Annotated in this window: 23 protein-coding genes; 7 read left to right on the top strand and 16 right to left on the bottom strand. The window is 72.7% G+C overall.

Annotation, left to right across the window (positions count from 1 at the left end; all coding sequences use genetic code 11):
* The first annotated feature begins 55 nt into the window (after positions 1-55).
* Genes ACGF5G_RS03940 through ACGF5G_RS03930 form a run of 3 tightly spaced genes read left to right on the top strand, consistent with a single transcriptional unit; the run spans position 56 to position 1526 of the window.
* Entirely contained in the window at positions 56-502 is a 447-nt protein-coding gene (locus ACGF5G_RS03940) for a hypothetical protein (RefSeq protein WP_393258778.1), read from the top strand.
* Complete coding sequence (locus ACGF5G_RS03935) at positions 499-1371, top strand: tetratricopeptide repeat protein (protein ID WP_393258776.1); 873 nt, start codon at positions 499-501, stop codon at positions 1369-1371. Before ACGF5G_RS03940 ends, ACGF5G_RS03935 begins: the two co-directional genes overlap by 4 nt.
* Positions 1359-1526: a hypothetical protein gene (locus ACGF5G_RS03930; protein WP_393258774.1), complete on the top strand. Its 168-nt coding sequence runs from the start codon at positions 1359-1361 to the stop codon at positions 1524-1526. The genes ACGF5G_RS03935 and ACGF5G_RS03930 overlap by 13 nt, the downstream gene beginning before the upstream one ends.
* 188 nt (positions 1527-1714) lie before the next feature.
* Here the strand turns inward: ACGF5G_RS03930 and ahcY are convergent, their stop codons facing one another.
* From ahcY to ACGF5G_RS03865, 13 genes are all read right to left on the bottom strand, one after another.
* Positions 1715-3214, bottom strand: coding sequence for an adenosylhomocysteinase (gene ahcY / locus ACGF5G_RS03925; RefSeq protein WP_357455177.1), 1500 nt, complete (start codon positions 3212-3214; stop codon positions 1715-1717).
* A 314-nt stretch (positions 3215-3528) separates the two neighbouring features.
* Positions 3529-4692: a mannose-6-phosphate isomerase, class I gene (gene manA, locus ACGF5G_RS03920; protein WP_393258772.1), complete on the bottom strand. Its 1164-nt coding sequence runs from the start codon at positions 4690-4692 to the stop codon at positions 3529-3531.
* Between the two features lie 3 nt (positions 4693-4695).
* Positions 4696-5697: a cation diffusion facilitator family transporter gene (locus ACGF5G_RS03915; RefSeq protein ID WP_393258770.1), complete on the bottom strand. Its 1002-nt coding sequence runs from the start codon at positions 5695-5697 to the stop codon at positions 4696-4698.
* 76 nt (positions 5698-5773) lie between these two features.
* A complete protein-coding gene (locus tag ACGF5G_RS03910) occupies positions 5774-6970 on the bottom strand; it encodes an SIS domain-containing protein (protein WP_350703202.1) in 1197 nt (398 codons plus the stop codon).
* Positions 6967-7152, bottom strand: coding sequence for a Trm112 family protein (locus ACGF5G_RS03905; RefSeq protein ID WP_350682673.1), 186 nt, complete (start codon positions 7150-7152; stop codon positions 6967-6969). The genes ACGF5G_RS03910 and ACGF5G_RS03905 overlap by 4 nt, the downstream gene beginning before the upstream one ends.
* Positions 7153-7214: 62 nt before the next feature.
* Positions 7215-8600: a phosphomannomutase/phosphoglucomutase gene (locus ACGF5G_RS03900; RefSeq protein ID WP_393258768.1), complete on the bottom strand. Its 1386-nt coding sequence runs from the start codon at positions 8598-8600 to the stop codon at positions 7215-7217.
* 69 nt (positions 8601-8669) lie between these two features.
* A complete protein-coding gene (locus ACGF5G_RS03895; protein WP_393259218.1) occupies positions 8670-9815 on the bottom strand; it encodes a hypothetical protein in 1146 nt (381 codons plus the stop codon).
* A 336-nt stretch (positions 9816-10151) separates the two neighbouring features.
* A complete protein-coding gene (locus tag ACGF5G_RS03890) occupies positions 10152-10844 on the bottom strand; it encodes an endonuclease V (protein WP_393258766.1) in 693 nt (230 codons plus the stop codon).
* 168 nt (positions 10845-11012) lie between these two features.
* Positions 11013-11606 carry a DinB family protein gene (locus ACGF5G_RS03885; protein ID WP_393258764.1) on the bottom strand — a complete coding sequence of 198 codons (594 nt, stop codon included), beginning with the start codon at positions 11604-11606 and terminating at the stop codon, positions 11013-11015.
* A gap of 426 nt (positions 11607-12032) precedes the next feature.
* The gene (locus ACGF5G_RS03880; protein WP_393258762.1) at positions 12033-12482 is read right to left on the bottom strand and encodes a hypothetical protein; all 450 of its coding nucleotides are present in this window, start codon (positions 12480-12482) and stop codon (positions 12033-12035) included.
* The gene (locus tag ACGF5G_RS03875) at positions 12479-16678 is read right to left on the bottom strand and encodes a toxin glutamine deamidase domain-containing protein (RefSeq protein WP_393258760.1); all 4200 of its coding nucleotides are present in this window, start codon (positions 16676-16678) and stop codon (positions 12479-12481) included. The genes ACGF5G_RS03880 and ACGF5G_RS03875 overlap by 4 nt, the downstream gene beginning before the upstream one ends.
* A gap of 174 nt (positions 16679-16852) precedes the next feature.
* Entirely contained in the window at positions 16853-17191 is a 339-nt protein-coding gene (locus ACGF5G_RS03870) for a hypothetical protein (RefSeq protein ID WP_393258758.1), read from the bottom strand.
* The gene (locus tag ACGF5G_RS03865; RefSeq protein ID WP_393258756.1) at positions 17191-17610 is read right to left on the bottom strand and encodes a YbaB/EbfC family nucleoid-associated protein; all 420 of its coding nucleotides are present in this window, start codon (positions 17608-17610) and stop codon (positions 17191-17193) included. Before ACGF5G_RS03865 ends, ACGF5G_RS03870 begins: the two co-directional genes overlap by 1 nt.
* 74 nt (positions 17611-17684) lie before the next feature.
* Here ACGF5G_RS03865 and ACGF5G_RS03860 point away from each other — a divergent pair, with 74 nt between their 5' ends.
* Positions 17685-18932, top strand: coding sequence for an SUKH-3 domain-containing protein (locus tag ACGF5G_RS03860; RefSeq protein ID WP_393258754.1), 1248 nt, complete (start codon positions 17685-17687; stop codon positions 18930-18932).
* 1 nt (position 18933) lies between these two features.
* On the opposite strand, the gene ACGF5G_RS03855 is transcribed toward ACGF5G_RS03860, so the two are convergent.
* Positions 18934-20373: an aldehyde dehydrogenase family protein gene (locus ACGF5G_RS03855; protein ID WP_393258752.1), complete on the bottom strand. Its 1440-nt coding sequence runs from the start codon at positions 20371-20373 to the stop codon at positions 18934-18936.
* Between the two features lie 136 nt (positions 20374-20509).
* On the opposite strand from ACGF5G_RS03855, the gene ACGF5G_RS03850 reads away from it, so the two are divergent.
* The 3 genes from ACGF5G_RS03850 to ACGF5G_RS03840 all read left to right on the top strand — a co-directional run bounded on the left by ACGF5G_RS03850 (position 20510) and on the right by ACGF5G_RS03840 (position 25333).
* Positions 20510-21946 carry a gamma-aminobutyraldehyde dehydrogenase gene (locus ACGF5G_RS03850; RefSeq protein ID WP_393258750.1) on the top strand — a complete coding sequence of 479 codons (1437 nt, stop codon included), beginning with the start codon at positions 20510-20512 and terminating at the stop codon, positions 21944-21946.
* A 5-nt stretch (positions 21947-21951) separates the two neighbouring features.
* A complete protein-coding gene (gene gabT, locus ACGF5G_RS03845; protein WP_393258748.1) occupies positions 21952-23226 on the top strand; it encodes a 4-aminobutyrate--2-oxoglutarate transaminase in 1275 nt (424 codons plus the stop codon).
* Positions 23227-23398: 172 nt separating this feature from the next.
* Positions 23399-25333: a proprotein convertase P-domain-containing protein gene (locus ACGF5G_RS03840; protein WP_393258746.1), complete on the top strand. Its 1935-nt coding sequence runs from the start codon at positions 23399-23401 to the stop codon at positions 25331-25333.
* Between the two features lie 198 nt (positions 25334-25531).
* Here ACGF5G_RS03840 and ACGF5G_RS03835 read toward each other — a convergent pair whose 3' ends face one another.
* Complete coding sequence (locus ACGF5G_RS03835; RefSeq protein ID WP_393258744.1) at positions 25532-25843, bottom strand: helix-turn-helix domain-containing protein; 312 nt, start codon at positions 25841-25843, stop codon at positions 25532-25534.
* Complete coding sequence (locus tag ACGF5G_RS03830; RefSeq protein WP_393258743.1) at positions 25840-26235, bottom strand: type II toxin-antitoxin system RelE/ParE family toxin; 396 nt, start codon at positions 26233-26235, stop codon at positions 25840-25842. The genes ACGF5G_RS03835 and ACGF5G_RS03830 overlap by 4 nt, the downstream gene beginning before the upstream one ends.
* Positions 26236-26247 lie beyond the last annotated feature (12 nt).

The following is a 26247-nucleotide window of genomic DNA, read 5'->3' as shown; positions in this document are numbered from 1 at the left end:
GTCGCCCGGCTGTGGCAGGATCCGGCTCGCTCGCCCCTACCGAGACGGGAACACCGTGGCCGACGACCTGTTCACCCCCACCATCGCGCCGGCGGCGTACGAGGCGCGTCGCCCGCCGTGGCGACCGCAGTCGCTGCTCTTCCCCGCCGTGTTCGGCGGCCCGACGGCGGCCACCGTGCTGGCCCTGGTCAACGGGCACCGGCTGGGCCTGCCCCGCCGGACGCACCTGGCGGTGCTCGGCGTCGGGCTGGCCGGGCTGGTGGCCCGGCTGGTGGTCACGCTCGTGGTCTTCGACGACGGGGCCGACCGGCCCGTCCGGCTGATCGGGGCGCTGGCCGGCGCGCTGGTCTGGCTTGCTGCCTCCGCCACGCAGAAGCGCCGGTTCCGGGCGTACGAGCTGCGCGGCGGCGAGCCGGCGTCGCTGTGGCTGCCCGGCGTCGGGGCGGTGCTCCTGTTCGGCTTCGCCGAGGCCGCGCTGATCATGCTGGTGGCCGCCGCGTGACCGCCCCGGAGACCCAGCTCGCCCGGGTGGCCCAACTCCTGGAGCTGAACCGGCTGGAACAGGCCCTGGACGAGGTGAACCGGCTCCCCGCCGCGCTGGCCGCCAGCCCCGCCGCGTTCCGGCTGCGGGCGGCGACACTGACCGGGCTGGACCGCTGGGACGAGGTGGTCGCCGTCGCCCGTCAGGGCCTGGCCGAGACCGGCCCGGACGCGGAGCTGCTCGGCCGGCTGGGTCTCGCGCTGCGCCACCGCCGCGAGTTCGCCCCCGCCGAGCGGGCGCTGCTCGACGCGCTGGCCATCGAGCCCGAGAACCCGTGGCTGCTCTGCCAGTACGCCGACCTCTGCTCGTCCGTGGGCCAGACCGACAAGGCGGAACGCCTGGTCGCCCGCGCCGCCGCGATCGTCCCGGACGCGCCGGCCGTCTTCGCCTCCCGCTTCCAGCTCGCGTACGCCCGGGGCGACGACCGGGCCGCCGAGCGCATCTCCCGCGAGTTCCTCGGGGCGTGGCCGGCCAACCCCGCGGCGCTCGCCCTGCACGGCGTCGCCGCGGCCCGGCGCGGCCGGGTGGGCACCGCGCACCGCGCCTTCGGTCAGGCGGTGGCGCACGACCCGACCGACGCCGACTACGCCGAGGCCGCCTGGGAGACCCGGGTGTACGCCCACCCGCTGCTGCTGCCGCTGCGGCCGCTCTACCGGCTGGGGATCCTCCGCACCTGGCTGCTCGCGATCGGCGTGGTGGTGCTGCTCAACCTCGCCGGGCTGGACCTGCTCGCGGGCCTGTTCGGCCTGGCGTGGGCGCTCTTCTGCGTCTGGTCGTGGATCGCCCCGCCGCTGGTCCGCCGCATGGTCCTCGGCCGGTGGCGGTCGTGAGGGCGTTCGGGCCGTGGCTGGCCGTCCTGGCGGTGGTGCTGCTGCTCAGCGCGCTGCGCCTGCGCGCCCTGGCCGCGGTGGTCTCGCTGGCCTGGCTCGCCTGGTGCGTGTGGACCTGGGTCCGCCCCGCCCGCCGCCGCTCCCGCCCGGACTGACCCCGCTCCCGCCCCGGCTGGCCCCGGCCCCGAGGGCTCCCCGGCCCCGACTGACCCGCGCCGACTGATCCGCCCCGACTGGCCCGCGCCCGCCGCGGCACGCCGACGGGGGCCGGCGGCCCGCGGTCGCCGGAGACGCCGACGGGCCGGCCCGCTGGCGCGGGCCGGCCCGGTCGGTGCGGGGCGGCTCAGTACCGGTAGTGCTCCGGCTTGAACGGGCCCTCGACGGAGACGCCGAGGTAGGCGGCCTGCTCCTTGGTCAGGGTGCTCAGCTTGGCGCCGAGCGCCTCCAGGTGCAGCCGGGCGACCTTCTCGTCCAGGTGCTTCGGCAGCACGTAGACGCCGACCGGGTATTCCTCGGTCTTCGTGAACAGCTCGATCTGGGCGATCGTCTGGTTGGCGAACGAGTTCGACATCACGAAGCTCGGGTGGCCGGTGGCGTTGCCCAGGTTCAGCAGGCGGCCCTCCGACAGCACGATGATCGCGTGCCCGTCGGCGAACTTCCAGAGGTCGACCTGCGGCTTGATGTTGACCCGCTCCACGTCGGACCGCTTCGCCAGACCGGCCATGTCGATCTCGTTGTCGAAGTGGCCGATGTTGCCGACGATGGCCTGGTGCTTCATCCGGGCCATGTGCTCGTTGGTGATGACGTCGAAGCAGCCGGTGGCGGTGATGAAGATGTCCGCCTGCTCGACCACGTCGTCCAGGGTGGCGACCTGGTAGCCGTCCATCGCCGCCTGGAGGGCGCAGATCGGGTCGACCTCGGTGACCACGACCCGGGCACCCTGGCCGCGCAGCGACTCGGCGCAGCCCTTGCCGACGTCGCCGTAGCCGAGCACGACCGCCATCTTGCCGCCGATCAGCACGTCGGTGGCGCGGTTGATGCCGTCGATGAGCGAGTGGCGGCAGCCGTACTTGTTGTCGAACTTGCTCTTCGTCACCGAGTCGTTGACGTTGATGGCGGGGAAGAGCAGGGTGCCGGCGCGGTGCATCTCGTAGAGCCGGTGCACGCCGGTGGTGGTCTCCTCGGTCACGCCCTTGATGCCGGCGGCGATCCGGGTCCACCGCTGGCCGTCCTCGGCGAGCGAGCGGTGCAGCACGCCGAGGATGACCGCGTACTCCTCGGAGTCGGCGGACTCGACCGGCGGGACGGCCCCGGCCTTCTCGAACTCGACGCCCTTGTGCACCAGCAGGGTGGCGTCGCCGCCGTCGTCGAGGATCATGTTCGGGCCCTGCCCGTCGGGCCAGGCGAGCACCTGCTCGGTGCACCACCAGTACTCCTCGAGGCTCTCGCCCTTCCAGGCGTAGACCGGGACGCCGGCCGGGGCCTCCGGGGTGCCCTCCGGACCGACCACCATCGCGGCGGCGGCGTGGTCCTGGGTGGAGAAGATGTTGCAGGACGCCCAGCGGACCTGCGCGCCGAGCGCGACCAGGGTCTCGATCAGGACGGCGGTCTGGATGGTCATGTGCAGCGACCCGGTGATCCGGGCGCCAGCGAGCGGCTGGGCGTCGGCGAACTCACGACGGATCGCCATCAGGCCGGGCATCTCGTGCTCGGCGAGCTGGATCTCCTTGCGCCCGAACTCGGCGAGCGACAGATCCGCCACCTTGTAGTCGCCCTCGGCGAGGGTGCTCGGCCGGGCCTCGGACGGCGTTCCACTTGCGGACGCCGGGAGGGTGCTGGTCATGGAAGCTCCTGTCGGACGATGTGCTGCGCGACCCTCCACCTTACGCGCGCGGGCCGCCGCGGAAGGGACCGGCCGGTGAAGAGAGCAGGAAGACAGAAGCGGGCAGCGCACGGGGCGGTCGGTCGTGGACGGACTCTCCGTCCACCAGCCGCCCGCCCCGTGCATCCCCCCGGTTTGGATCCCTCGCGCGCGTTCTCGGACCGTCGTCGCGATAACGCTGCGTACCCATAGAGTCACACTGCGCAGTGGTCGCGTCAAGCTATTCCGGGAAAGTCGGACTTGCCCTGCCCGACGACCGCTGGGCGGACGACGGCTCAGCGCAGGCCGCAGCTCGCCACGTACGCCTCGCCCGCGCCCGCCACGCGCAGCGGCCCGGCGGCGGCCGTACCGACCGCGGCCTGTCCCCGTCCGAGCGTCACCGCGCCCGTCCCGTCGTCGACCGAGAGCTCCCCCGCGCCGCAGAGCACCACGCGCGGCCCGGGCACCGACAGCGTCACCGCCGGCAGCGCCGCGCCCACCGTCACCCGGTGCAGCGCGAAGTCGTCCACCGGCACCGGCCAGGTGACCACCCCCGGGTCGACCTCCAGCGGCGGCACCACCGGGTCCCGGAGCACCTCGAAGCGCAGCACCCGGAGCAGCTCGTCGACGTCCACCCGCTTCGGCGTCAGACCGCCGCGCAGCACGTTGTCGCTGGCCGCCATGATCTCCACGCCGGTGCCCCGCAGGTAGGCGTGCAGGTTGCCGGCCGGCATCCAGATCGCCTCCCCGGGCGCCAGCCGCACCCGGTTGAGCAGCATCGCCACGAGCACCCCCGGGTCGCCCGGGTAGGCGGCGGCCAGCTCCCGGGCCAGCTCCGCGTCGGGCCCCGCGACCGCCGCCGACGACGCGGCCCGCACCAGCGCGTCGCGCTCGTCGGCGGGCCAGGTCAGCAGCAGCCGTACGGCGTCGCGCAGCCCCGACGGGCCGGTGCGCAGCGCCGCCAGCACGGGCTCCAGCGCGGGTACGCCGAACCCGGCGAGCGCCTCCGCCGAGGCGACCGGGTCACGGAACCCGCAGAGCGCCTCCATCGGCGAGAGCGCGACCAGCAACTCCGGCTTGTGGTACGGGTCGACGTAGTTGCGCTGCCCGTCGGGGCGGCCGGCGTCGGCGGCGTGCCCGGCACGGGCCTGCTCCGCGTCCGGGTGCGCCTGCAGACTCAGCGGGGCGTCCGCGGCGAGCACCTTGAGCAGGAACGGCAGCCGGGTGCCGAACCGGCCGACGACCCGCTCGCCGAGCCAGTGGTCCGGCTCGGCGAGCAGCAGGTCGGTCAGGTCGACCCGGCCGCCGTCGCGGTCGACCGTGGCCGGGCCGCCCGGGTGGGCGCCCAGCCACAGCTCGGCCTCCGGGCCGTCGCTCGGCACCGGCCTGCCCTGCAACTGGGCGATCGCCGAGCGGGACCCCCACGCGTAGTCCCTGATCGGTCCGTACAGCAGTTCCACCGGTCAGCTCCCGGGCCGCCCGGTGGCCTCACCCGGCTCGGATCCCGGCACGGCGGTGTGCGCCGCGCTTCCGCTGCCCGCCCGCTCGGCGGCGGCGCTGTAGATGTCCGGCTCCAGGTAGATCACCCGGGCGGCCGGCACGGCGGCCCGGATCCGGGCCTCGACGACGTTGATGCCACGGGCCAGCTCCTCGGCGTTGTCACAGGCCGGCACGCCGATCTTCGCGGCGACCAGCAGCTCCTCGGGGCCCAGGTAGAGCGTCTTCATGTGGATGATCCGCTCCACCTCCGGGCCGTCCGTGACCGCCTTCTCGATGGCGGCGACGTCGTGCGCCTCGGCGCCCTCACCGAGCAGCAGGCTCTTGGTCTCGACGGCCAGGATGATGGCGATGGCCACCAGCAGCACGCCGATCGCCGCCGTACCTGCGGCGTCCCACTCGCCGTTGCCGGTGGCCAGAGTCATGCCGACGCCAAGGAGCGCGAGGACCAGACCGACCAGGGCGCCCAGGTCCTCCAGCAGCACCACCGGCAGCTCCGGGGCCTTGGCCCGGCGCACGAACTTCACCCAGGACTGGTTGCCCCGGACGAGGTTGGACTCCTTGATGGCGGTGCGGAAGGAGAACGACTCCATGACGATCGCGACGACCAGCACGGTGACCGGCACCCACTGCCACTTGTCGATCGGGTGCGGGTCGGACCACTTGTGGTACGCCTCGTACAGGGCGAACAGACCACCGACGCTGAACAGCACGATGGACACGATGAACGCGTAGATGTAGCGCTCGCGGCCGTAGCCGAAGGGGTGCTGCGGGGTGGCCGCCCGCTTGGCCCGCCGGCCACCGAGCAGCAGCAGCCCCTGGTTGCCGGAGTCGGCGACCGAGTGGATCGACTCGGCCAACATCGACGACGACCCGGTCAGCACGAACGCGACGAACTTGGTGACGGCGATGCCGACGTTGGCCAGCAGCGCGGCGACGATCGCCTTCGTCCCACCGTTGGCGCTCACGCCACCGCCCCGTTCCGTCGCGCGGCGCCGCCGGGCACCGGCGCGCCACGCCGCTCGACCCGCACCCTGCTATCACTCACTGGTTCGCCAGCTCCTTCATCTCGGTGATGGCCGGAACGGCCATCGGATCCAGTCCGTGTGCCAGGGCGAGGTAGACCGAGGCGAAGTCCGGCACGGCGACCAGCGAGGCGAGCCGCTCCAGCGCGGAGCCGCCCTCGGCGGTCACCACGTCACAGCGCACACCGCGCCGCTCGGCGAGGGTCTGCACCGCGTCCGCGCGGCGCTCCTCGACGTCGAGCGGCTCGTCGGCGTCGTCCTCGGGGTTCAGCCCGCCGTCGCGCAGCAGCACCAGCCGCAGCCGGGTGCCGGCCGGCGCCTCGTCGTCGGGGTCGGCGAAGATGTCCCGCTCCCCCTCCGCCAGGCCGCCGAAGACGCCGTCGAGCAGCCCGACCCGCCCCCGCCCGGCCTCGCCGAGCGCCCCGCTGACCACCGGGTAGCGGGCGTTGGCGGACAGGGTGTCGCCGAACCGGCGGGCCGCCACGGTGGCGAGCGGCGACGAGCCCCAGACGATCGGCACCGAGCCGGCCAGGCCCAGGGCGAGCGACTTCGCCGGGTTGACGAAGGACTCGGCCGTCGGGCGGCACCGGTCGGCGTCCGCGTCGAGCCGGGCCGCGGTCTCCGCCAGGTCCGCCTCGTTGACCTTCACCAGGCCGAGCGTACGGGCGGCGAGCAGGACCGGCACGGTGAGCGCCCAGAGGCTGGCCCGGGCCGGGGCGCGCCGGGGCACCGGGATGAACGGCGCCCGGGCCCGCTCGGCCACCGACTGCAACTGCGAGTCGGGCGCGCCGACGGCGACCAGCCGGGCGCCCCGCCGGTGCGCGGCCTCGGCGGCGCCCAGCGCCTCGGGGCTGCGGCCGGAGGCGCTCACGGCGATGACCACGTCGGCGGCCCCCACCCAGCCGGGCACGCCGGCGCTGCGGTGCGGGATGACCGGCACCGGGCAGCGCGGCCCGGCGACGGTGGCCAGTACGTCACCCGTACGGCCGGCGGTGCCGATGCCGGCGATGACGACCGCGCGGGGCCGACCCTCGTCGGCGAGCACCTGGAGGTTCGCCTCGGCGGCCAGGGCAGCCGACTCGCGGACCTGCGCCCCTGCGGAGGCGGTGTGCCGCAGCATGCCGCCCGGGTCGTGCTCGGCGAGCGCGTCCTGGTCGTCGAGCAGGGCCTCGTCGGGATCGCGGCGGCCGCTGACCCCGGCCGTACCCTCGATCACGACCGCTCCGCGGGGCCGCCGCGCGCCTCGTCCAGCAGCAGCACGGGCACGTCGTCGCGGACCTCGAAGATCCGACCGCACTCGGTGCAGGTCAGCGTCTGCGCCTCCGCGTCGTAGTCGAGCGGGGCGTGATGCGTGTCCGGACAGGCGAGGATTTCCAGCAACTGCGGGTCCAGGGCCACGGCGCGGCTCCTTCCACGTATGCGGTTTCACCGATCGGCGGTGCCGACCGGCGCAGGCGATCTTATCGGCGAACCCGGTCGAGCACCTCGTCGCGGAGCGAGGTCATCCGCTCCCGGCTCGGGGCCTCGACGTTGAGCCGCAGCAACGGCTCGGTGTTGGAGGCGCGGAGGTTGAACCACGCGCCGTCCGGGAAGCGCAGCGTGAGCCCGTCCAGCTCGTCGGCCTCGGCCTGCGGGTACGCGGCCCGCACCTCGGCCACCTTGGCGGCCTGGTCGGCCACGGTCGAGTTGATCTCGCCGGAGGCGACGTACCGCTCGTACTCGCCGGCCAGCACGGACATCGGCAGCGACTGCTCGCCCAGGGCGGCCAGGGTGTGCAACGCGGCGAGCATGCCGGTGTCGGCGAACCAGAAGTCCCGGAAGTAGTAGTGGGCGGAGTGCTCGCCGCCGAAGATCGCGTTGGTGCGGGCCATCTCCGCCTTGATGAAGGAGTGCCCGACCCGGGCGACGACCGGCTCGCCGCCGTGCTCGCGGATGATCTCCGGCACGGCGCTGGAGGTGATCAGGTTGTGGATCACCGTCGAGCCGGGGTGCTTGGCCAGCTCCCGGGCCGCCACCAGGGCGGTGATCGCCGACGGGGAGACCGGCTCGCCGCGCTCGTCGACCACGAAGCAGCGGTCGGCGTCGCCGTCGAACGCCAGGCCGATCTCGGCGCCGTGCTCGAGCACCGCGCGCTGGAGGTCGACCAGGTTGGCCGGGTCCAGCGGATTGGCCTCGTGGTTGGGGAACGTGCCGTCCAGCTCGAAGTAGAGCGGCACGATCTCCAGCGGCAGCGCCGGCAGGACGGCGTCGCCGAGCACGGCCGGGACGGTGTAGCCGCCCATGCCGTTGCCGGCGTCGACGACGACCTTCAGCGGGCGGATGGTGGAGAGGTCCACCAGCTCGCGCAGGTACGCCGCGTAGCCGGCCAGCAGGTCGCGGCGCTCGGCCGGCGCGGTCGGCTCGCCGGCCGGGCGGGGCTCGTCCTTGTCCAGCAGGGCCTGCGCCCGCTGGCGGATCTCGGCCAGCCCGCTGTCCTGCCCGATCGGCCGGGCGCCGGAGCGGCACATCTTGATGCCGTTGTACTGCGCCGGGTTGTGGCTGGCGGTGAACATCGCGCCGGGCAGCCCCAACGCGCCGGAGGCGTAGTAGAGCATGTCCGTCGAGCCGAGCCCCAGCTCGATCACCGAGCGCCCCTCGGCACGCACCCCGGCGGCGAAGGCGGCGGCCAGACCGGGGCCGGTGGCACGCATGTCGTGCGCGATGAGCACCGCGTCGCCGCCCTCGCCGTAGGCGTCCAGCACCTGCGCGAAGGCCGCGCCGAGGGCCTCGGCGGCCCGCTCGTCCCACTGGTCCGGCACCGTCCCACGGACGTCGTAGGCCTTCACGATCTGGGACAGATCAGACACCGGTATCGCTCCTCGCGCCGCAGGTCGTCAACGGCCTGAGCGTATCGGAGGGGCGCGGGGCGCCCCGGCTCAGCCAGGGAGCCGGGGCATGAACCTGGTGTGGTCGCCACCGTCGGCCTCCGGGGGCGGGTCACCGGGTCGCCCGGTGACGGGCGGAGCCGACGTCGGCCGGCCGTACTGCCCCGGGGCGGGCGGCGTCGACGGCGGGTTCCCGGGTGGGGCGGACACCGGCGGCGGGGTGGACCCGCCGGGCACCACCTGGGTGGCCTCCGGGGCCGGGCGGCTGCCGTACACGCCGCCGGCCGGACGCGGAGCGGGGGTGCCCCCGTACACGCCGGGGACGGGCGGCTGCTGGCCGTACACCTGGCCGGGCGGCACGGGGGCGGCGGCCGGGCCCTGCGCGGAGCGGTAGGTGGTGCCGCCGGGGTTGCTGCGGGGCAGCGGGACGGGCGGCAGGTCGTCGGCGGGCTCCTTGTCCGCCCGGGAGCGGCGGAAGATCAGGAGAATGAGCAGGACCCCGACGGCCACCATGGCGATGCCGAAGAACATGACCACCGAGCCGCCGCCGGACTCCTCCTCGGCGGCGTTGACGGTGGCGCCGGCGCCCTGCCCGGCGACGGCCGCCAGGGCCGGCGACTCCTCGGCGGTCGCCGCCTGCGAGGCGACCGCGCTCGGGGTGGGCGACGGCTTCTTCGAGGGCGTCGGCGACGCGGAGGCCCGGCCACCGACCACCCGGGACGCCTCGGCGCCCCGGCCCAGCAGCTGCCCGAGCGCGTTGCTGGCCGCGCCGGTGACCGTCAGCCGGCCGCCCGGCGCACCCTGGACGAACGCCACCCGGTAGCGCACCGTGATGCTCTTGCCCTTGCACAGCCGCGGGTTCGCCGGCGAGGTGGCCGGCGTGGCCACGCTGCCCCCGCCCCCGGAGAGCGACACCGGGAACCAGTGGCCGCCCACGTTGACCTGCGCCCTGACCTGGTCGGCGCGCAGGCCGCCCAAGCGCAGCCCCAAAGTGGTACGCAGCAGCACGCAGCCGTCGCTGCGCTTGCGCACCTCGATCGAGACGCCCTCGGCGGAACCGCCGGCCGTGAAGCTGCCGGCCGACCGCACCCGGACCGAGTCGCCGTCGGCGAGCGCCGGCGTCGCGCCGAGCGCCACCAGGCCACCCAGCAACGCACAGACCGTCGCAAGCCGCGCCGCGTGCCGACGTACCGCCATGATCACCTCGCCGTTCCTCCCCCGACGGGGGTCCGCCGGTAGGCTACTACCGCCGCCGGGTGGGGCCGGGTCATAGAGCGCGCCGGATGTGCGCCGTATTACCCCGGTGGTCGCGTCGCTGCACCTGCCATCCGGTCCCTGCACCTGACCTCCATCAGCGGGGCGGGCCGGCCTCTCGGCGTCGACACTCCCGGTGGCGCCCTCCGCGCGTTGTCCTGGCGGGCCGGGCGACTGGGGGTCTCGGGCGGGGTGCCTGCGGACGTCCCCGGGCCGGCGGGTGCCTGTGGACGTCTCGGGCGGGTGCTTGCGGGCGTCTCGGGCGGGCGGGTGCGGGCGTCAGCCCGCTTCGGCCGCCGCCAGCGCGTCGCGACAGAGCCGGTCGGCGGTGCGGGTGGTTTCGGGCAGCCGGTAGCGCGGCGTCAACGCGAGCACCCGGGCCGTCGCGTTGTCGAGGCTCATCCGGTGGCCGACGCTGACGAAGACCGGCTTCACGCCGTCCCGGGTACGCAGCACCCGGCCCACGACCTCGTCCCCGTCGCGCAGCGGCGCCCACGCGCCGCGCTCGCCGGCCGGCGGGGCCCACTCGCCGAGCAGCGGCGTCTTTCCCACCCCGATCGCCGGCAGGCCGGTCACCACGCCCAGGTGGCAGGCCAGCCCGAACCGGCGCGGGTGGGCCAGCCCGTGCCCGTCGCAGACCAGCACCTCCGGCCGCACGGTCAGCCGGTCGAGCGCGTCGAGCAACGCGGGCAGCTCGCGGAACGCGAACAGCCCCGGGACGTAGTCGAAGGCGGGCCGGCCCACGCTGACCGCCGAGTCGACCACCGCGAGCGTCCGGGCGTCCAGCACCGTCACGGCCGCCGCGAGACGGTCGCCGCTCTCCGCGTACGCGACGTCCAGGCCGGCAACCGTCGCCGGCTCGACCGGCCCCGGCCCGACCAGGTCCACCAGCGGCCGCAACCGCTCCTGCACGGCCAACGCCTCCGCCACGCTGCCCGGCACCACAATGGGCGCACCGGACACCTCAGACATGCCGACCTGCGCGATTCCCGATCCGTCCGTCGTCACGACGACCGGCCGGTGGCCTGCTCGCCGGCGCTCTGCTGCCCAGCGGACCGCTGGTCGGTGTCTGATTCAGCCATTTCGCCATGCTATTCCGGCCGTCACAAGCCACCCCGTCCACGGTGAACGGCGACGCTCCTACTGGCCGACGCGGCCGTCGATCAGCTCGCGGAGCAGGTCGGCGTGGCCGTTGTGCCGGGCGTACTCCTCGATCATGTGCACCAGCAGCTCCCGCAGCGAAACCTCCCCGCCGCCGTGCCCGCCCGTGACCCCCAGGTCGTCGGACTCGGCGACGAAGCGCTCGGCGAACTCCACCTCCGCCCGCCAGGTGCGCCACGCCTCGGCCACCACCTCCGGGTCGCCGACCGCGCCGTCGAAGTCGCCGTCCGGGTCGGCCTCCGAGCAGTAGAGCTTCGGCGCCTCCTGACCGGCCATCGTCCGCCGGAACCAGCCCCGCTCCACCTCGGCCAGGTGGCGGACCAGGCCGAGCAGCGACAACTTCGATGGCGGTACGGCCCGCCGGGCCAGCGCCTCGGCGTCCAGGTCGGCGCACTTGAGTTCCAGGGTGAGCCGCTGGTCGCGCAGGTACTCGACGAGGATCGTCCGCTCCTCGTAGTGGTTGCCGTCGGAGCGGGGGTCGTCGTCCGGGTGGACGAACATGTTCGACCAGGCGAAGTTCTGCGTGGGGCGGTCGGCGGCGGGGGCAGCGAGGTCAGCAGGGGATTCAGCCATACGAGTGAAACTGACCGACACCGGGCAGGGCCGCAAGCGACTTCGGCTGCCACTGGAGGGTCCACATCGTGCACAAGAGACGGGCTCCCGCGATAAAACAACCTCACCCGAGTCCACTGGATCCTTGGGCCCTTAGCCCTTCGTCAAACATCAACGCGATCGTGGCCTCGTCGGGCAGGACGCGTCCTCCCGTGATCGCCCCCGCTACGCCTTCGACTGCCGCTCTCTCAACGTTCTCATATCGGTCGAGGTTCCTGTAGTCGTCCAAGAACCGCACGACCAGGCCCGGATCATAAGTCCATTCGCTCAGGCGATGGTCCCAGAGGATGGCAGACCCGGTGGCTGTGTCCATACAAAGATTCCCCTCGCATCCACTCGGCTCTCATCCCGATACACGAGGTAGTACGTGAGGTTCGACATGAGTCTCTACTGCTGCTCTTCGGATCCAATGCTGGGGTCTGCGGCCGGATCACCCGACCGTTGGAGCTGCTCCTCGAACATGACGAAGGTCCTGCGTTGGATGCCGGCAATCAGGGCTGTTTCCGTCGGCGTCGGATATCGCCTCTCGCTAGCCAGCACATCTTGGATGGCCCGCACCGTCTCGTATAGCGCAAAGACAGCGCCTTCGCCACGAAGGTAGTACCCGCGGTCATGCTCAGTCAGTTGAACGAACTCCTCGCGCGTCAATTCCTCGATCTCATCGCCACCAACAAGGAGGATCTTCCGTATGAGGTGGTCCGCCGGGACCCAGCCCCCATTATCTTTCGACAACCGCCAGGCAGCAACACCACCATCGGGCGTTCGCACGAATTTGACAGGTGATTCGTAATAGCTGTAGAAGGAAGGGAGCATAAGACCCGCGGGTATGTCCATCATGGTGATGCCTCGTTCCTGTCATCGCTGAGCGCCCGCCAATAGGCTGCCTGTCCCCTGCGGCTCAGCTCGTGATGCATGGCCTGCTCCATAGGGGTGAACGGTCGGCCCTGCGCTTGGGCGAGCGTCTCGAGATTTCGTCGCACCTCGTACAGAGGATGTTCCCATTCGGCAACCTCATCGATCGAGGCGAGGTGGAGACGCAGTTCGGCGACGTGTCCGCTAGACAAACGGAGGTTCACAAGGATGTCCCGGTATCCACTCCGCATGGGCTTCAGGAAGCGGTCCTTGATGCCGACTATTACCACATCAGGATTTCGATCCAGAGCGTCCAACGCGTTGTAGACGTCGTCGCGCCGCCGGAATTCGACCTTCGCCGCTGCCAGGTCCTTCAACTGGGAGGCGTCGTTGTCGTACTCGACAAGCTTGTCATCCACTCGTTCCCGACCTTTCGGCTTTGTACGCCAGCCTGGCTGACCGTGGCCGCTGGCAAGGTCGATGGCGATTCGGTTCAACTCCCGTTGAGCATCCATCGACTCAACGAGCAGCCGCTGCACGAAAGCCTCTCGGTACTCGTCGTCGTGACGCCTGGATGCATCGAAGCCCGGCTGCACGGGCGACTGTCCCCGACGTGCCACACGCGCGCTCACTAACCGCTGTTCACTGGTGAGGTCTGCGGGTCTTGGTGACGGCACACTGCCATCCCCGATGACCGCTTCCACCCCGCGCTGGTCGATCTCTGTCAAAACATCACCGAGGACATCGACAGCCTGCTGCTGGCTAGTCAGATTAAGCAATGTCAGCGGCCGAGCTACCAGCAAATTCAGTAGGTCGGGCGTGCCGAGGATCATCCGTGCCAGGTCAGGCCGTTCCGCCAACTGCCGGACAAGGGTCTCGGCGAACATCGGCTCGTCCTTCGGCGGCGTCCGCCACGTGTCGTCCAGCATTCGCTGCACGCGTGGCTCCACGAACAGCCGCGCCACGTCCCGCGCCGCCGGCTCGTCCAGGTGCGGTACGAGTCGCCGGAGGTTCGGCGCATCGAGCCCGGCGGCCACCTCGACCGGGGTCACACCGGCGGCGAACGCCCGCTCCAGGTCCGGCTCGTCGGCCAGGACGGCGCTCACGGGTTTGCCGTTCACCACCCGTTCCGCCTGTGCGCGTTCCCGTCCGGCCCGCAGCTCTTCCGGCGGGGCGTCGCCTCGATCGAGTGCCGGTCCCGGCTGTTCGGGCCGGGCTGATGGCAGCCCATCAGACGGGGCGGCCGACCCGGGGTCGTCGAGCAGGTGCATGCGGTTGAGGTACGGCTCGCCGTACCCCTGGTCGGTCTCGGCGGGCGGGTGGTCCGGCAGGTCCGGACGCTCGCTGAACCGTCCGCGCCGCAGCCCGCCGAGCGGCATCGGTCGGGCGTCCGGGCCCAGCACCAGCACCTCGGTGTCGACAGCGTTGTACGGGTGCGGGGTGCCCTGGTGCCGGTACAGCGGCGCGTCCGACACGGCTCCGGTCTGCGGGTCGAGGTAGAGCACCGTGCCGTGCTGGTTGAGGGCGACCCAGATGTGGGAGCCGCCCTGCTCCCAGCTGTTGACGACGAAGGCGAAGCTGCCGTGGCCGCCGATGCGGAGCTGGTAATGGAGGTTGTCGTAGCCGGTGTCGACGGCCCTCCGCCGCTCGGCACCCTGAACGTCCTCCGTCGGCTGGCAGAGGCGCTGGAAACGCCCCCCGGTCACGTCCTCGATCCGCCCCATGCCGCCCAATTCACCGTCGATGGGGCGCGTGACGTCACCGGCCAGGTAGGCGTCGAAGGTGCGGGGCGCGGCCACCCGGGGCCGGCCGTGCATCCAGGTTTCGAACAGCGAGAGTGTGCAGTCGATGCAGTTGATGGCGCGGGTCGGGTCGGCTCGCGGCCCGCCGTCGTTCACCAAGCCGAACCAGCCGCCGTGTCGGGGATCGGCGGTCCGCTTGACGCTCCCGTCGGGCTCGCGGGGCACCTGCCGCTCGATGTCGGTCTGGTGCAGCGCCAGCGGCGGACGCAGACCGCCGGGCTGGCCGTAGTTCCGCGACCGGTCGATCGGCGGCGGGTGGTCGTCCCTCGTCAGCGCCGAGCGGTCCGTGGTCTCCACGGCACCGAGTGCCAGGTCGCCGACATCGTCGTTGATCCCGCGGAAGTCCGTGTCGGTGACGGCGACGACGACCGGGGCGACCGTCCCGGCGAGGACCGCTTCGGCCAGATCCCGCTGCTGGTGACACCAGCGCTCCCGTTCCCGGCTCTCCTGGAAGAAGCGCTCGGAGGTGGCACGGTGCCCGGCCTGCGCCAGCCGACGGCCCTCGCTGACGAGCCACCGGGCTTCGTCATAGCTGCGGTCCGCGGCCTGACGTAGCCGGGCCGCGCTGTCCCGGCGGCGATTCTCCTCGTGGTTCGTCCGCTGGAACTGGAAGTGCCCCCGGTAGCGGCGTCGTTCGAAAGCATCCCGATCCGCGGCCCACCTGGCGGCGTACCACTCGGCGGTACGTGGACGCGGGGCTTGTTCTGCGGCTCCTGGCGGATGCGCCACCCCGTCATGCGCCCGGGTCGCAGGTCCGTCCTCTGGGGCCTGGGGCGGCGACGGCGGGACAAGGATGGGCGCGGTCTGCGCTGCCTGACCGCTCCTAGCCGTGACCTCACCGACCGCCGTCTGCGTGGTGGCAGCGACCGGGTAGCTCTGCGCCGGGATGCCGCCAAGAGGGGAGGCGACCCCGGGATTGTTCGGCGTGGTCCCTCCGACCACCGACGGAGCGGTTGTCGTGGCACTCGGATGCTGCGCGGTCACCCCGGCGCCCGCTGCCTGTTCGGCGACGTTGCCGGGTCCCGCCGACAGCGGCACCGCGGGCGCCGGCGGTGCTTCGGGCATGACCGAGGAGAGCGTCAGATCGAGTGGGGCAGCCGACGCGTCGACACGTGACGTCGGGGACAGCGCGGGCCCGGTGGCCTCGGTCCCCGGCGTGAGCTGGGGACCGTTCCGCGCTTCCGCGAGCGTCGCCTCGGCTGCCGGCGCGACCACGGGAGTGGCGGAAACGGTCTCCGCAGGCGCAGCCGGCAGCCCGGAGGAAGCCGCGCCCTGCTCGGGAAGCCGCACTCCGGGCTCGAACGAACCCGGCCCGGGTGTCGCGCGCGTTTCGGGTGCCGACGTGAGTTCCGCGGCCGGCGGGGCGACGTCGACGGGTGGGCCGGGTCGGGTTGCCGCCGCCTCCGGCGTCGCCAGCGGGTGCCGGGGCACATCCAGGTTTGCCGCCGGGCCTGCCGTGGCGCTTGAGGTCTGTGCCGCAGTCCCGCTGTCCATCGCGGTCAGCGACATGCCGGCCAGGGCGCTCATCTGGCCGTCGAGCCGGGCCTGCAGCGCGGCGTCGGCCTGGGCGGTGGCGGAGCCACGGGCACCGGACACGGCCGCCCGGGCCGCATCCTCCACGGAAGTAAGTCCCTGGCCGGTGGCGAGGCTCGCGGCCTGCTCGGCCATCACCTCGCCGGTCATCTCGCGGCCCAGGTGCTCCCCGATGCGGGCGCCCCGCCCGGTGGCGTGGCGGCCGAGGCCGGCCAGGGGCGCCACCGTTCCGCCGGCCAGGCCGCCGACCGCCGTCGTGCCCAGCTCCGTCATGTCCAGCCCGTGCCGTCGGCCGGTCGAGTTCTGGTACGCCTGCGTGGCGAGGTTGATGCCGCTCTCCTCGGCCGCCTCGGACACCCCACCCAGCGCCGCACGCCGAGCGAGGCCCCGCACGCCGCCCTTGGTGACCTCCTTCGCCGCCCGCTCGCCGGCTTCCTTGAGCCCCTGCTTGAGGGACTTGCGGGCCAGTTGCGCCATCAGCCGCTTGAAGATCTGCTGCACGATCAGCCGGGTGGCGGTGATCGCCGCCCCGGCGGCGGGCGAGGCCGCGCCGGCGGTGAGCACGGTGGCGACCGCCAGCGACAGCAGCTCGATCACCAGGATGCCCAGCTCGATCCAGACCTCGAGCTTGGCGCCCTCGATGTCGCAGCCGCACTCCTCCACCAGCCGGCCCAGCTCGGTGCTGACGGCGAGCAGCACGGGCAGCGGTGCCTCGTCGCCCTCGGCGACCCGGCGCCAGGCGGTGTCGAAGGCGGCGGCGACCGCCCCGACGCCGCCGTACCCGCCGCGCACCTCAGCGGCGGCCGCGACGGCGTCGGCGTGCGGCCCGGCCAGCGCCGCGGCCACCGCGTACCACTGGTCGGCCAGCTCCCAGACCGCCCGCTCGTTCCCCTCCGGCCACTCGACGCCGATCACCCAGTCGAGAGCCTCGTAGACCCAGCCCGGCAGGTCCCAGGGCGAGTAGTCGAGCGGGTGCGGGATGGGGCTCGGCAACAGACTCATCCGGGTCTCCTCCGCGGATCAGCGCTGCTGGTGCCGGTCGCTGGCGCGGTCGAGCCGGCCGGCGCTCGACGCGTCCGTGCGGAGGTTGGCGTCGACGGACCGGACCACGTCGGCGCCGAGGCCCTCCAGGTGCCGCCCCACGCCCTCCCACACGCGCAGCACCAGCTCTTCGAAGCCCCGGTACTTCTGCTCGAAGGCCGCGCCGATGTCGTCCCTGCCCCACGGCCGGGATGCGCTCGCCGCCGCGACGGCCCCGCCGACCTCGCGGCGCCGTGCGCCGACGGCCTCGCCGGCGAGCGAGAGGTCCGTGCCGCCGCGCCGGGCACGCTGCGGGTCGAGCCAGAGCTGCCCGTCCATCACTCGCCCCGGCGCAGGGCCGAGTCCGCCCGGCCCAGCAACGACCCGAAGTCACCCGTACGCAGGAAGTCGACCGCTCCGGAGCTGGCGGGCAGGTAGCCGGCCACCAGTTCCTGGGTGGCGGAGGCGGCGGTCGTGCCGGCCCGGTGGATCGTGGTGGTGATCTTCCGGCTCAACGCCTTCGCGTCCCGGTCGTTGTATACGGAGGGGTGCAGCTCCACCGAGATCAGGTCGCCCCGGGCCCCGACGGTGGCGGTCACCTGCCCGTCGTCGGAGCGCTCCGTCACCCGCAGCCCGGCGAGCCGGGCCTGCAGCTCGTCCAAACCGGACCGAAGTCGCCGGTAGTCCCCGTACACCTCGTCGAACCGCGCCCGCAGCGCGCGATTGGCGTCCCGGTCCACGCTCTCGCCCAACGCCACCCTCCCCGGTCACCGTCGGTAGGGCGAACCATACCGGCCGCCACGATTCCGTGGGGTCCGGTAGTTTCGAGCCCGTGATCGATCGCCAGCAGGCCGAGCAACTCGCCGCCGTGTGGGCCCGCCGCGAGTCGCAGCGCCTGGGACACGAGTGCCGCCCGACAGTCGACGAGTTCGACCTCGGTTACGTGATCACGTCCACTGTGTCCATCGACGCGAGGACGGTGCCGGGCGAGCTGCCGACCACCGTGGTGGACAAGCAGACCGGCGAGGTGACCACCTGGCCGCGCGTGCCGGTGGAGATCGTCGAGCAGATGTACCGCACCAGCCGGGCGGAGGGCCCGGGCGCGCCGCGCACGGTCGATCCGGCGAGCCAACTGCTCCGCGAGATCCGCCGGCTACCCACCCCCGGCGCGGCGGCGCACCTGACCGTGGAGGGCCGGCTGTTCCGCGCGCAGGGGGCCAAGGGCGATGTCGAGCTGCGCCACCACCCGCTGGTCCGGGCCTACCTGGACGAGCTGCCCGCCGGCCACCTGGCGCGCGGCGGCGACCGGCACGCCGAGCTGATCGTCGTCTCGGACGCCCTGCACGACTACGACCACCGCCGCGCCGCCGAGGGCATCGCCCCACTGGGCATGGCCGACGCGGAGACGCTGCTGGGCGGCGCCCGCTTCGAGGTCTTCCGGGTGCGCGAGCCGGGCGACCCGTACGGCGGCAGGGCCGAGCGCGCCTGCGACTCGTGTCTCAACTTCCTGGTGCACTTCAACGTGTTGCCCTGGTCCGAGCTGGCCTTCACCGCCGAATGGCATCCGGAGCCACAGCGCCCGCATCATCCGGACCGCTTTCCATCCGCGGTCGCGGACGCGCTGATGGAGGCCGGCTGGGAGGACAGCGAGTTCAATCCGGCCCTGGCCGCCGGGGCTATCCGCGAGACGTGCGAGGTCACCGGCCAGCGACACCGCCACGAGCCGTTCCCGGCGGCGGAGCGGGCGCTGACCTCCTTCCCCGCCGTCGTGAGCAGTCGCCGGGGCCCCGGCGAGGCGGTGTGGATCAGTCGGTTCACGACCAATCCACTCCGGAGCGCGCACTCGGCCGACACGCTGGCCGATTTCGCCGCTATCCTCGGGGTGCGACTCTTCCCCATGGGGTCCGAGCACGGTGACAGCATCCTCGCTGTCGACGAGCGGGGTCGGGTGTTCGCGTTGGACCAGGCCGGCGAGTGGTTCCTCGGCGCGGATGTCGACGCCGCGCTGACCACCCTGCTGCTCGGCCGCGCCCCGGCCCGCGTCCGCGACGACGGCACCTGGGACGACGGCACCTGGTGAGCTACAACGCCATCCCGGTCAGCACCATGACGCGCGGGTCGGTGTAGTCCTCCATCGCGCTGCGCAGTCCCTCGCGCCCGACGCCGCTGCCCTTGACCCCGCCGTACGGCATCTGGTCGGCCCGGTACGACGGCACGTCGCCGACGATGACCCCGCCGACCTCCAGGGCGCGATGCGCGGCGAAGGCGACATCCAGGCGATGGGTGAAGACGCCCGCCTGCAACCCGTACGCCGAGTCGTTGACGGCGGCGAACGCAGCCTGGTCGTGCTCGACGGGGGCGACCACCAGCACCGGCCCGAAGACCTCCTCGGCGCAGACCTTGGCGTCCGCTGGCACCCCGGTGAGCACGGTCGGCGGGTAGGTGGCGCCCTCGCGCCGGCCGCCCACCTCGATGGTGGCGCCGGCTGTGGCCGCCTCGTCCACCCACGCCTCGACGCGGCGGGCGGCCTCCTCGGACACCAGCGGGCCCACGTCGGTCAGTTCGTCGGACGGGTCGCCGGTGCGCAGCTCCTGCACGGCCGCGACCAGCCGGGGCAGGAACGCGTCGTAGAGCCATTCGTGCACGTAGACCCGCTGCACGGCGATGCACGACTGCCCGGCCTGGTAGTTGGAGAACGTCGCTATGCGGTGCGCGGCGAAGGTCAGGTCCTCGTCGGTGTTCCAGTCCTCGCAGATCACGGCGGCGGCGTTGCCGCCCAGCTCCAGGGTGACGTGCTTGTCGGGCACGGACTGGCGGATCGCCGCGCCGACCGGCCCGGAGCCGGTGAACGACACCACCGGCAGCCGGGGGTCGGCGACCAGCTCGGCGGCGCGTTCGTTGGGCAACGGCAGCACCGAGAACATGCCCTCCGGCAGGTCGGTCTCGGCGAGCAGCTCGCCCAGCAGCAGCGCGGACAGCGGGGTGGCGGGGGCGGGCTTGACGACGATCGGGGCACCGACCGCGATGGCCGGGGCGACCTTGTGCGCGACGAGGTTGAGCGGGAAGTTGAACGGCGCGATGCCGAGCACCGGCCCCTTCGGCACCCGCCGGACCAGGGCGATCCGCCCGGTGGCGGCGGGGTCGGTGTCGAGGCGTTGCAGCTCGCCGGAGAACCGTCGGGCCTCTTCGGCCGCCCAGCGGAAGGTGGAGACGGCCCGGCCCACCTCGGCCCGCGCCCACTTGAGCGGCTTGCCGTTCTCGGCGGTGATGAGCCGCGCGATCTCGTCGGCCCGCTCGGCGAGCCGCCGGGACACGTGGTCCAGGGCCGCCGCGCGGGCGTGCGCGGGCAGGGCCGCGGCCGTCGCGGCCACCCCGGCGGCTGCCGCGACGGCCGCTTCGACCTGGGCGGCGGTGGCGAGGGTGGTACGACCGACGGCGCGCCCGTCGTAAGGGTGGTGGACGGTCAGCTCGCCCTCGCCGTGGGCGGGGCGGGAGGCGACATAGAAGGCTGCGGACTCCACGTGGAGCAGCGTAGACGACCAACCCTTCCACGGAAACAGTCGCGTCAACCCTTGTCTGCCGCGAATTCAGTGGCCAAGATGGCAGTCAGATTGCGATAACCGCCGCAGACCGCCCCCCTCTGGGAGTGAGCCCGTCATGAGTGACCAGCAGCAGCTGCGCAACTTCGTCAACGGCGACTACGTCGAGCCGACCGACGGCGGCTACGCCGACCTGGTCGACCCGTGCACCGGAGAGGTCTTCGCGCAGGCCCCGGTGTCCGGGCCCGGCGACGTGAACGCGGCGATGCGGGCCGCCGCCGACGCCTTCGAGACCTGGCGGGACACGACCCCGGCCGAGCGGCAGAGGGCGCTGCTCCGGCTCGCCGACGCGGTCGAGGCCCGCGCCGCCGAACTGGTCGACGCCGAGGTACGCAACACCGGCAAGCCGCGTCAGCTCACCGCCGAGGAGGAGCTGCCGCCGGCGGTCGACCAGTTCCGCTTCTTCGCCGGGGCGGCCCGGATGCTGGAGGGGCGCTCGGCCGGCGAGTACATGGCGGGGCACACGTCGTACGTGCGGCGCGAGCCGATCGGCGTCTGCGCGCAGGTCACCCCGTGGAACTACCCGCTGATGATGGCGGTCTGGAAGATCGCCCCGGCCCTGGCCGCCGGCAACACGGTGGTGCTCAAGCCGTCGGACACCACGCCGGTGTCGACGCTGCTGCTGGCCGAGATCGCGTCGGAGTTCTTCCCGCCGGGGGTGTTCAACGTGGTCTGCGGCGACCGGGACACCGGTCGTACGCTCGTGTCGCACCCGACCCCGCAGCTCGTGTCGATCACCGGCTCGACCCGCGCGGGCATGGAGGTCGCCTCCGCCGCGGCCCCCGACCTCAAGCGGACCCACCTGGAGCTGGGCGGCAAGGCCCCGGTGGTGGTCTTCGACGACGCGGACGTGGCGGCGGCGGCCGAGGCGATCGCGGTCGGCGGCTACTTCAACGCCGGGCAGGACTGCACGGCGGCGACGCGGGTGCTCGCCGGCCCCGGCGTCCACGACGACTTCGTGGCGGCGCTGGCCGAGCAGGCCCGCAACACGAAGACCGGCGCGCCGGACGACGCGGACGTGCTCTACGGCCCGCTCAACAACGCCAACCAGCTCTCCCGGGTCAGCGGCTTCGTCGACCGGCTCCCCGACCACGCCGACCTCCGGACCGGCGGCTCGCGCCTCGGCGAGCGCGGCTACTTCTACGCGCCGACCGTCGTCAGCGGGCTGCGCCAGTCCGACGAGATCATCCAGGACGAGGTGTTCGGGCCGGTCATCACGGTGCAGCGGTTCTCCGACGAGGACGAGGCGGTGCGCTGGGCCAACGGCGTCGACTACGGCCTGTCGGCCTCGGTCTGGACGAAGGACCACGGCCGGGCGATGCGGATGACCCGCCGGCTCGACTTCGGCTGCGTCTGGGTGAACACGCACATCCCGTTCGTCTCGGAGATGCCGCACGGCGGCTTCAAGCACTCCGGCCACGGCAAGGACCTCTCGGTCTACAGCCTGGAGGACTACACCCGGATCAAGCACGTCATGCACAACATCGAGGGCTGAGCGCGATGGCCTCCTCGGACGAGTTGCACAAGCGGCGCGGCGCGGCCGTGGCCCGCGGTGTCGGCAGCACCGTCGCGTCCTACGTGGACCACGCGTCGGGCGGCACCATCGTCGACGTCGACGGCCGGGAGTGGATCGACTTCGCGGCCGGCATCGCCGTCACCAACGTCGGCAACTCCGCGCCGCGCGTGGTCGAGGCGGTACGGGCGCAGGTCGAGCGCTTCACGCACACCTGCTTCATGGTCGCCCCCTACGAGTCGTACGTGGCGGTCTGCGAGCAGCTCAACGCGCTCACCCCGGGCACGTTCGACAAGCGGTCCGCGCTGTTCAACTCGGGCGCCGAGGCGGTGGAGAACGCCGTGAAGATCGCCCGGCACGCCACCGGGCGGCCGGCGGTGGTGGTGTTCGACCACGCGTACCACGGCCGGACCAACCTGACCATGGCGCTGACCGCGAAGAACATGCCGTACAAGCACCGGTTCGGGCCGTTCGCCGGGGAGGTCTACCGGGTGCCGATGTCGTACCCGCTGCGCGACGGCGGGCTGGACGGGTCGACCGCCGCGGCCCGCGCGATCGAGACGGTCGAGAAGCAGGTCGGCGCGGAGAACGTCGCCGCGCTGCTGATCGAGCCGATCCAGGGCGAGGGCGGGTTCGTCGTACCGGCGCCGGGATTCCTGCCGGCGCTGCGGGAGTGGGCGACGGCGGCCGGGGTGGTGTTCGTGGCCGACGAGATCCAGACCGGGTTCTGCCGCACCGGCGACTGGTTCGCCTGCCAGCACGAGGGCGTGGAGCCGGACCTGGTCACCCTCGCCAAGGGCATCGCCGGCGGCCTGCCGCTGGCCGCGGTCACCGGCCGGGCCGACCTGATGGACGCGGTGCACGTCGGCGGGCTCGGCGGCACGTACGGCGGGAATCCGATCGCCTGCGCGGCGGCGCTCGCGGCGATCGCGACCATGCACGAGCTGGACCTGGCGGGAGCGGCCCGCCGGATCGGCGCGGCGATGACGGCGCGCCTGCGCGCCGTGGCGGACCGTGATCCCCGCGTCGCCGAGGTACGTGGCCGGGGCGCGATGCTCGCCGTGGAGATCGTCCGGCCCGGCACCCTGACGCCCGACCCGGTCGCCACGGCGGCGGTCTCGGCGGCCTGTCACGCCGCCGGCCTGCTCACCCTGACCTGCGGCACGTACGGCAACGTGCTGCGCTTCCTGCCACCGCTGGTGATCTCCGACACCGAGCTGCGTCGAGGGCTGGACATCCTGGACGAGGCTTTCGGCGCGTAGCGGCGCGGGCGCGGGGCGGCACCGCACCCACCCCTATCTTTGTTTCCCCCGAGTAACCAAACATCGATCGATCTACACATCGCGCCGCGGACGTTCTACGCTCTTGCTCAATTTGATCAATTGCGATCGATGGCGGGACCCGCCGTCGTGGAGCGAGAGGAACACCCGAGGGATGACACCTCCCCACCTTGCCGCGCGCCGCTGGCGTCTCGGCGTGCTGACCACCGCCGTCGCCACCGCCGTGGCGTTCGGCGCACCCGCGACGGCAGCCCCCGTCGAGGGGCAGATCCTCCTGGCAGGCGGCCCCACCGCCGTCGACGGGTCGTACATCGTCGTCTTCAAGGACGCGACCGTGGGGCGGGCCGACGTCACGAAGCGGGCGCGCGACCTCGCCGGCCGGCACGGCGGCGCGGTCAACCGGACGTACCAGAACGCGCTGCGCGGGTTCGAGGCCCGGATGTCCGAGGCCGAGGCCAAGCGGCTCGCCGCCGACCCGTCGATCAGCTACGTCCAGCAGAACCACACCGTACGGATCAGCGGTACGCAGAGCCCCACGCCGTCCTGGGGCCTGGACCGGCTCGACCAGCGCGCGCTGCCGCTGAACAACTCGTTCACCTACCCGAACACCGGCTCGGGCGTGAAGGCGTACATCATCGACACCGGCATCCGGTTCGGCCACGGCGACTTCGGCGGCCGGGCCGTCACCGGGTTCGACTCGATCGACGGCGGCAGCGCCGACGACTGCAACGGGCACGGGACCCACGTCGCCGGCACGGTCGGCGGCAGCGCCCACGGCGTGGCCAAGGGCGTCACCCTCGTCGGCGTCCGGGTGCTCGACTGCCAGGGCAGCGGCACCGACGCCGGCGTCATCCAGGGCGTCGACTGGGTGACCGGCGACCACGCCGCCGGCCAGCTCGCGGTGGCCAACATGAGCCTCGGCGGCGGCTTCAGCCAGGCCCTCAACGACGCGGTGGCCCGCTCCATCGCCGACGGCGTCAGCTACGGCCTCGCGGCCGGGAACGACTACGGGGCCGACGCCTGTGACAGCTCGCCGGCCAGCACCCCCGCCGGGATCACCGTCGGCTCGACCACCAACACCGACGCCCGCTCGTCGTTCTCCAACATCGGCACCTGCCTGGACATCTTCGCCCCCGGCAGCTCGATCACCTCGGCCTGGCACACCAGCAACACCGCCACGAACACCATCAGCGGCACCTCGATGGCGACCCCGCACGTGGTCGGCGCCGCCGCGCTCGTGCTCGCCGCCAACCCGTCGTTCACGCCGCAGCAGGTGCGCGACAAGCTCGTCGCCGACGCCACCAGCAACGTGGTGACCAGCCCCGGCACCGGCTCGCCCAACAAGCTGCTCAACCTCGGCGACGGCGGCACCACGCCCCCGCCGACCACCGGCTGCACCCAGACCAACGGCACCGACGTGACGATCCGGGACAACGTCACGGTGGAGAGCACCATCACCATCGCGGGCTGCACGGGCAACGCCAGCGCCACCAGCACGGTCGCGGTGAACCTGGTGCACACCTACATCGGGGACCTCGTCGTCAGCCTCGTCGCCCCGGACGGCAGCGCCTACACCCTGCACAACCGCAGCGGCGGTTCCACCGACAACATCAACCAGACCTACCCGGTCAACCTGTCGTCGGAGGTCGCCAACGGCACCTGGAAGCTGCGCGTCCAGGACGCCGGCGCCGGCGACACCGGCTACCTGAACAGCTGGACGCTCAACCTGGGCGGCTCAGGCACGCAGGAGTGCACCGGCACCAACGGCACCAACGTGACCGTCGGTGACAACGCGACGGTCACCAGCACCGTCGCGATCAGCGGCTGCACCGGCACCGCCTCGTCCAGCAGCAAGGTCGCGGTGCAGATCGTGCACACCTACATCGGGGACCTGGTCGTCAGCCTCGTCGCCCCCGACGGCAGCGCCTACACCCTGCACAACCGCAGCGGCAGCTCCGCCGACAACATCAACCAGACCTACACGGTCAACCTCTCCGCGGAGACCCGTAACGGCAACTGGACCCTGCGCGTCCAGGACGCCGCGTCCGGCGACACCGGCTACATCGACACCTGGACCCTGACCCTGTAGGTCTCCGGAACGGACGGCCCCGACGGGCCGCCACCGTCGCAGGGCCCCTCGCCGTCGCGGCGAGGGGCCGTGCACCGGACGACCACCTGGGCCCACAACCAGGCCGCCGCCATCCGCTGACCCTCCCGCCCCAGGTCGACCCACAGCACCAGGGCCCCGCCCGCCTCGCCTACCCGGGTCGGATCGGGAGACGGGCGGTCAGGCGATCTGCCGCAGGTCGTTGCCGTAGTCGAAGATGATGCGTAGCCGAGCGCCCAGGGCTGCGGCGTAGCGGCTCAACGTGGTGACCTCGTTGACATCGAGGTCACCGTTCTCGATCTGACTGACCCGTCCCGGGGTGACGCCCATCAGTTCGGCCACCTGGCGCTGGGTCAGCCCCAGCCGCTTACGCTCCTCGGCCAGGTGGAACGCGCTCACCCACGCTTCGGTACGCGCCCGCTCCCTCTCGTGCTCCGTCTCGTCGTCACGAAGCTCGTCACGGACGTCTTCCCAGTCGTAAAACTCGGTCACGACTCCCCCCTTCGCCTGCTCTCATGGTCGAGCCAAGCCTTGTAAGCGACCTCCGCCAGTGGAATGTTGTCGTGGTACCAGCGCGTCCAGTTGTGCGCCTTGTTGCCTGCCACGAGCAGGACGGCCTGGGACCAGGGATCGAAGACGAACAGCACCCGAACCGCGACGTCCCGCCCTGACCTGGGACGCAACTCCTTGAGATTACTGATGGCGCTGCCCCGCAGCGTGCCGACCAGCGGACGCCCCAGCCCGGGCCCGACCTCCGCGAGCATGTCGACGGCCACGCTCACGCTCCGGTACGTGTCCGGATCGGTATGCCGCAGCTCCCGGAGCCACTGCCGGACCTCGCCGGTGACCCGCACGGACCAACGTCCCCCGGTCGCACCGCTCATGACGCAACTATA

This window comes from Micromonospora sp. NPDC047730, assembly GCF_043204765.1.
GTDB lineage: Bacteria > Actinomycetota > Actinomycetes > Mycobacteriales > Micromonosporaceae > Micromonospora.
Note: the sequence above shows the minus strand (reverse complement) of the source record. Positions and strands in the feature narration are given on the sequence as shown.

Coding starts and splice junctions, on each gene's coding strand:
- ACGF5G_RS03830 (WP_393258743.1), bottom strand. CDS start 26,235: ATGAGCGGTGCGACCGGGGGACGTTGGTCCGTGCGGGTCACCGGCGAG.
- ACGF5G_RS03890 (WP_393258766.1), bottom strand. CDS start 10,844: ATGTCTGAGGTGTCCGGTGCGCCCATTGTGGTGCCGGGCAGCGTGGCG.
- gabT (WP_393258748.1), top strand. CDS start 21,952: ATGGCCTCCTCGGACGAGTTGCACAAGCGGCGCGGCGCGGCCGTGGCC.
- ahcY (WP_357455177.1), bottom strand. CDS start 3,214: ATGACCAGCACCCTCCCGGCGTCCGCAAGTGGAACGCCGTCCGAGGCC.
- ACGF5G_RS03885 (WP_393258764.1), bottom strand. CDS start 11,606: ATGGCTGAATCCCCTGCTGACCTCGCTGCCCCCGCCGCCGACCGCCCC.
- ACGF5G_RS03850 (WP_393258750.1), top strand. CDS start 20,510: ATGAGTGACCAGCAGCAGCTGCGCAACTTCGTCAACGGCGACTACGTC.
- ACGF5G_RS03840 (WP_393258746.1), top strand. CDS start 23,399: ATGACACCTCCCCACCTTGCCGCGCGCCGCTGGCGTCTCGGCGTGCTG.
- ACGF5G_RS03880 (WP_393258762.1), bottom strand. CDS start 12,482: ATGATGGACATACCCGCGGGTCTTATGCTCCCTTCCTTCTACAGCTAT.
- ACGF5G_RS03870 (WP_393258758.1), bottom strand. CDS start 17,191: ATGGACGGGCAGCTCTGGCTCGACCCGCAGCGTGCCCGGCGCGGCGGC.
- ACGF5G_RS03895 (WP_393259218.1), bottom strand. CDS start 9,815: ATGGCGGTACGTCGGCACGCGGCGCGGCTTGCGACGGTCTGTGCGTTG.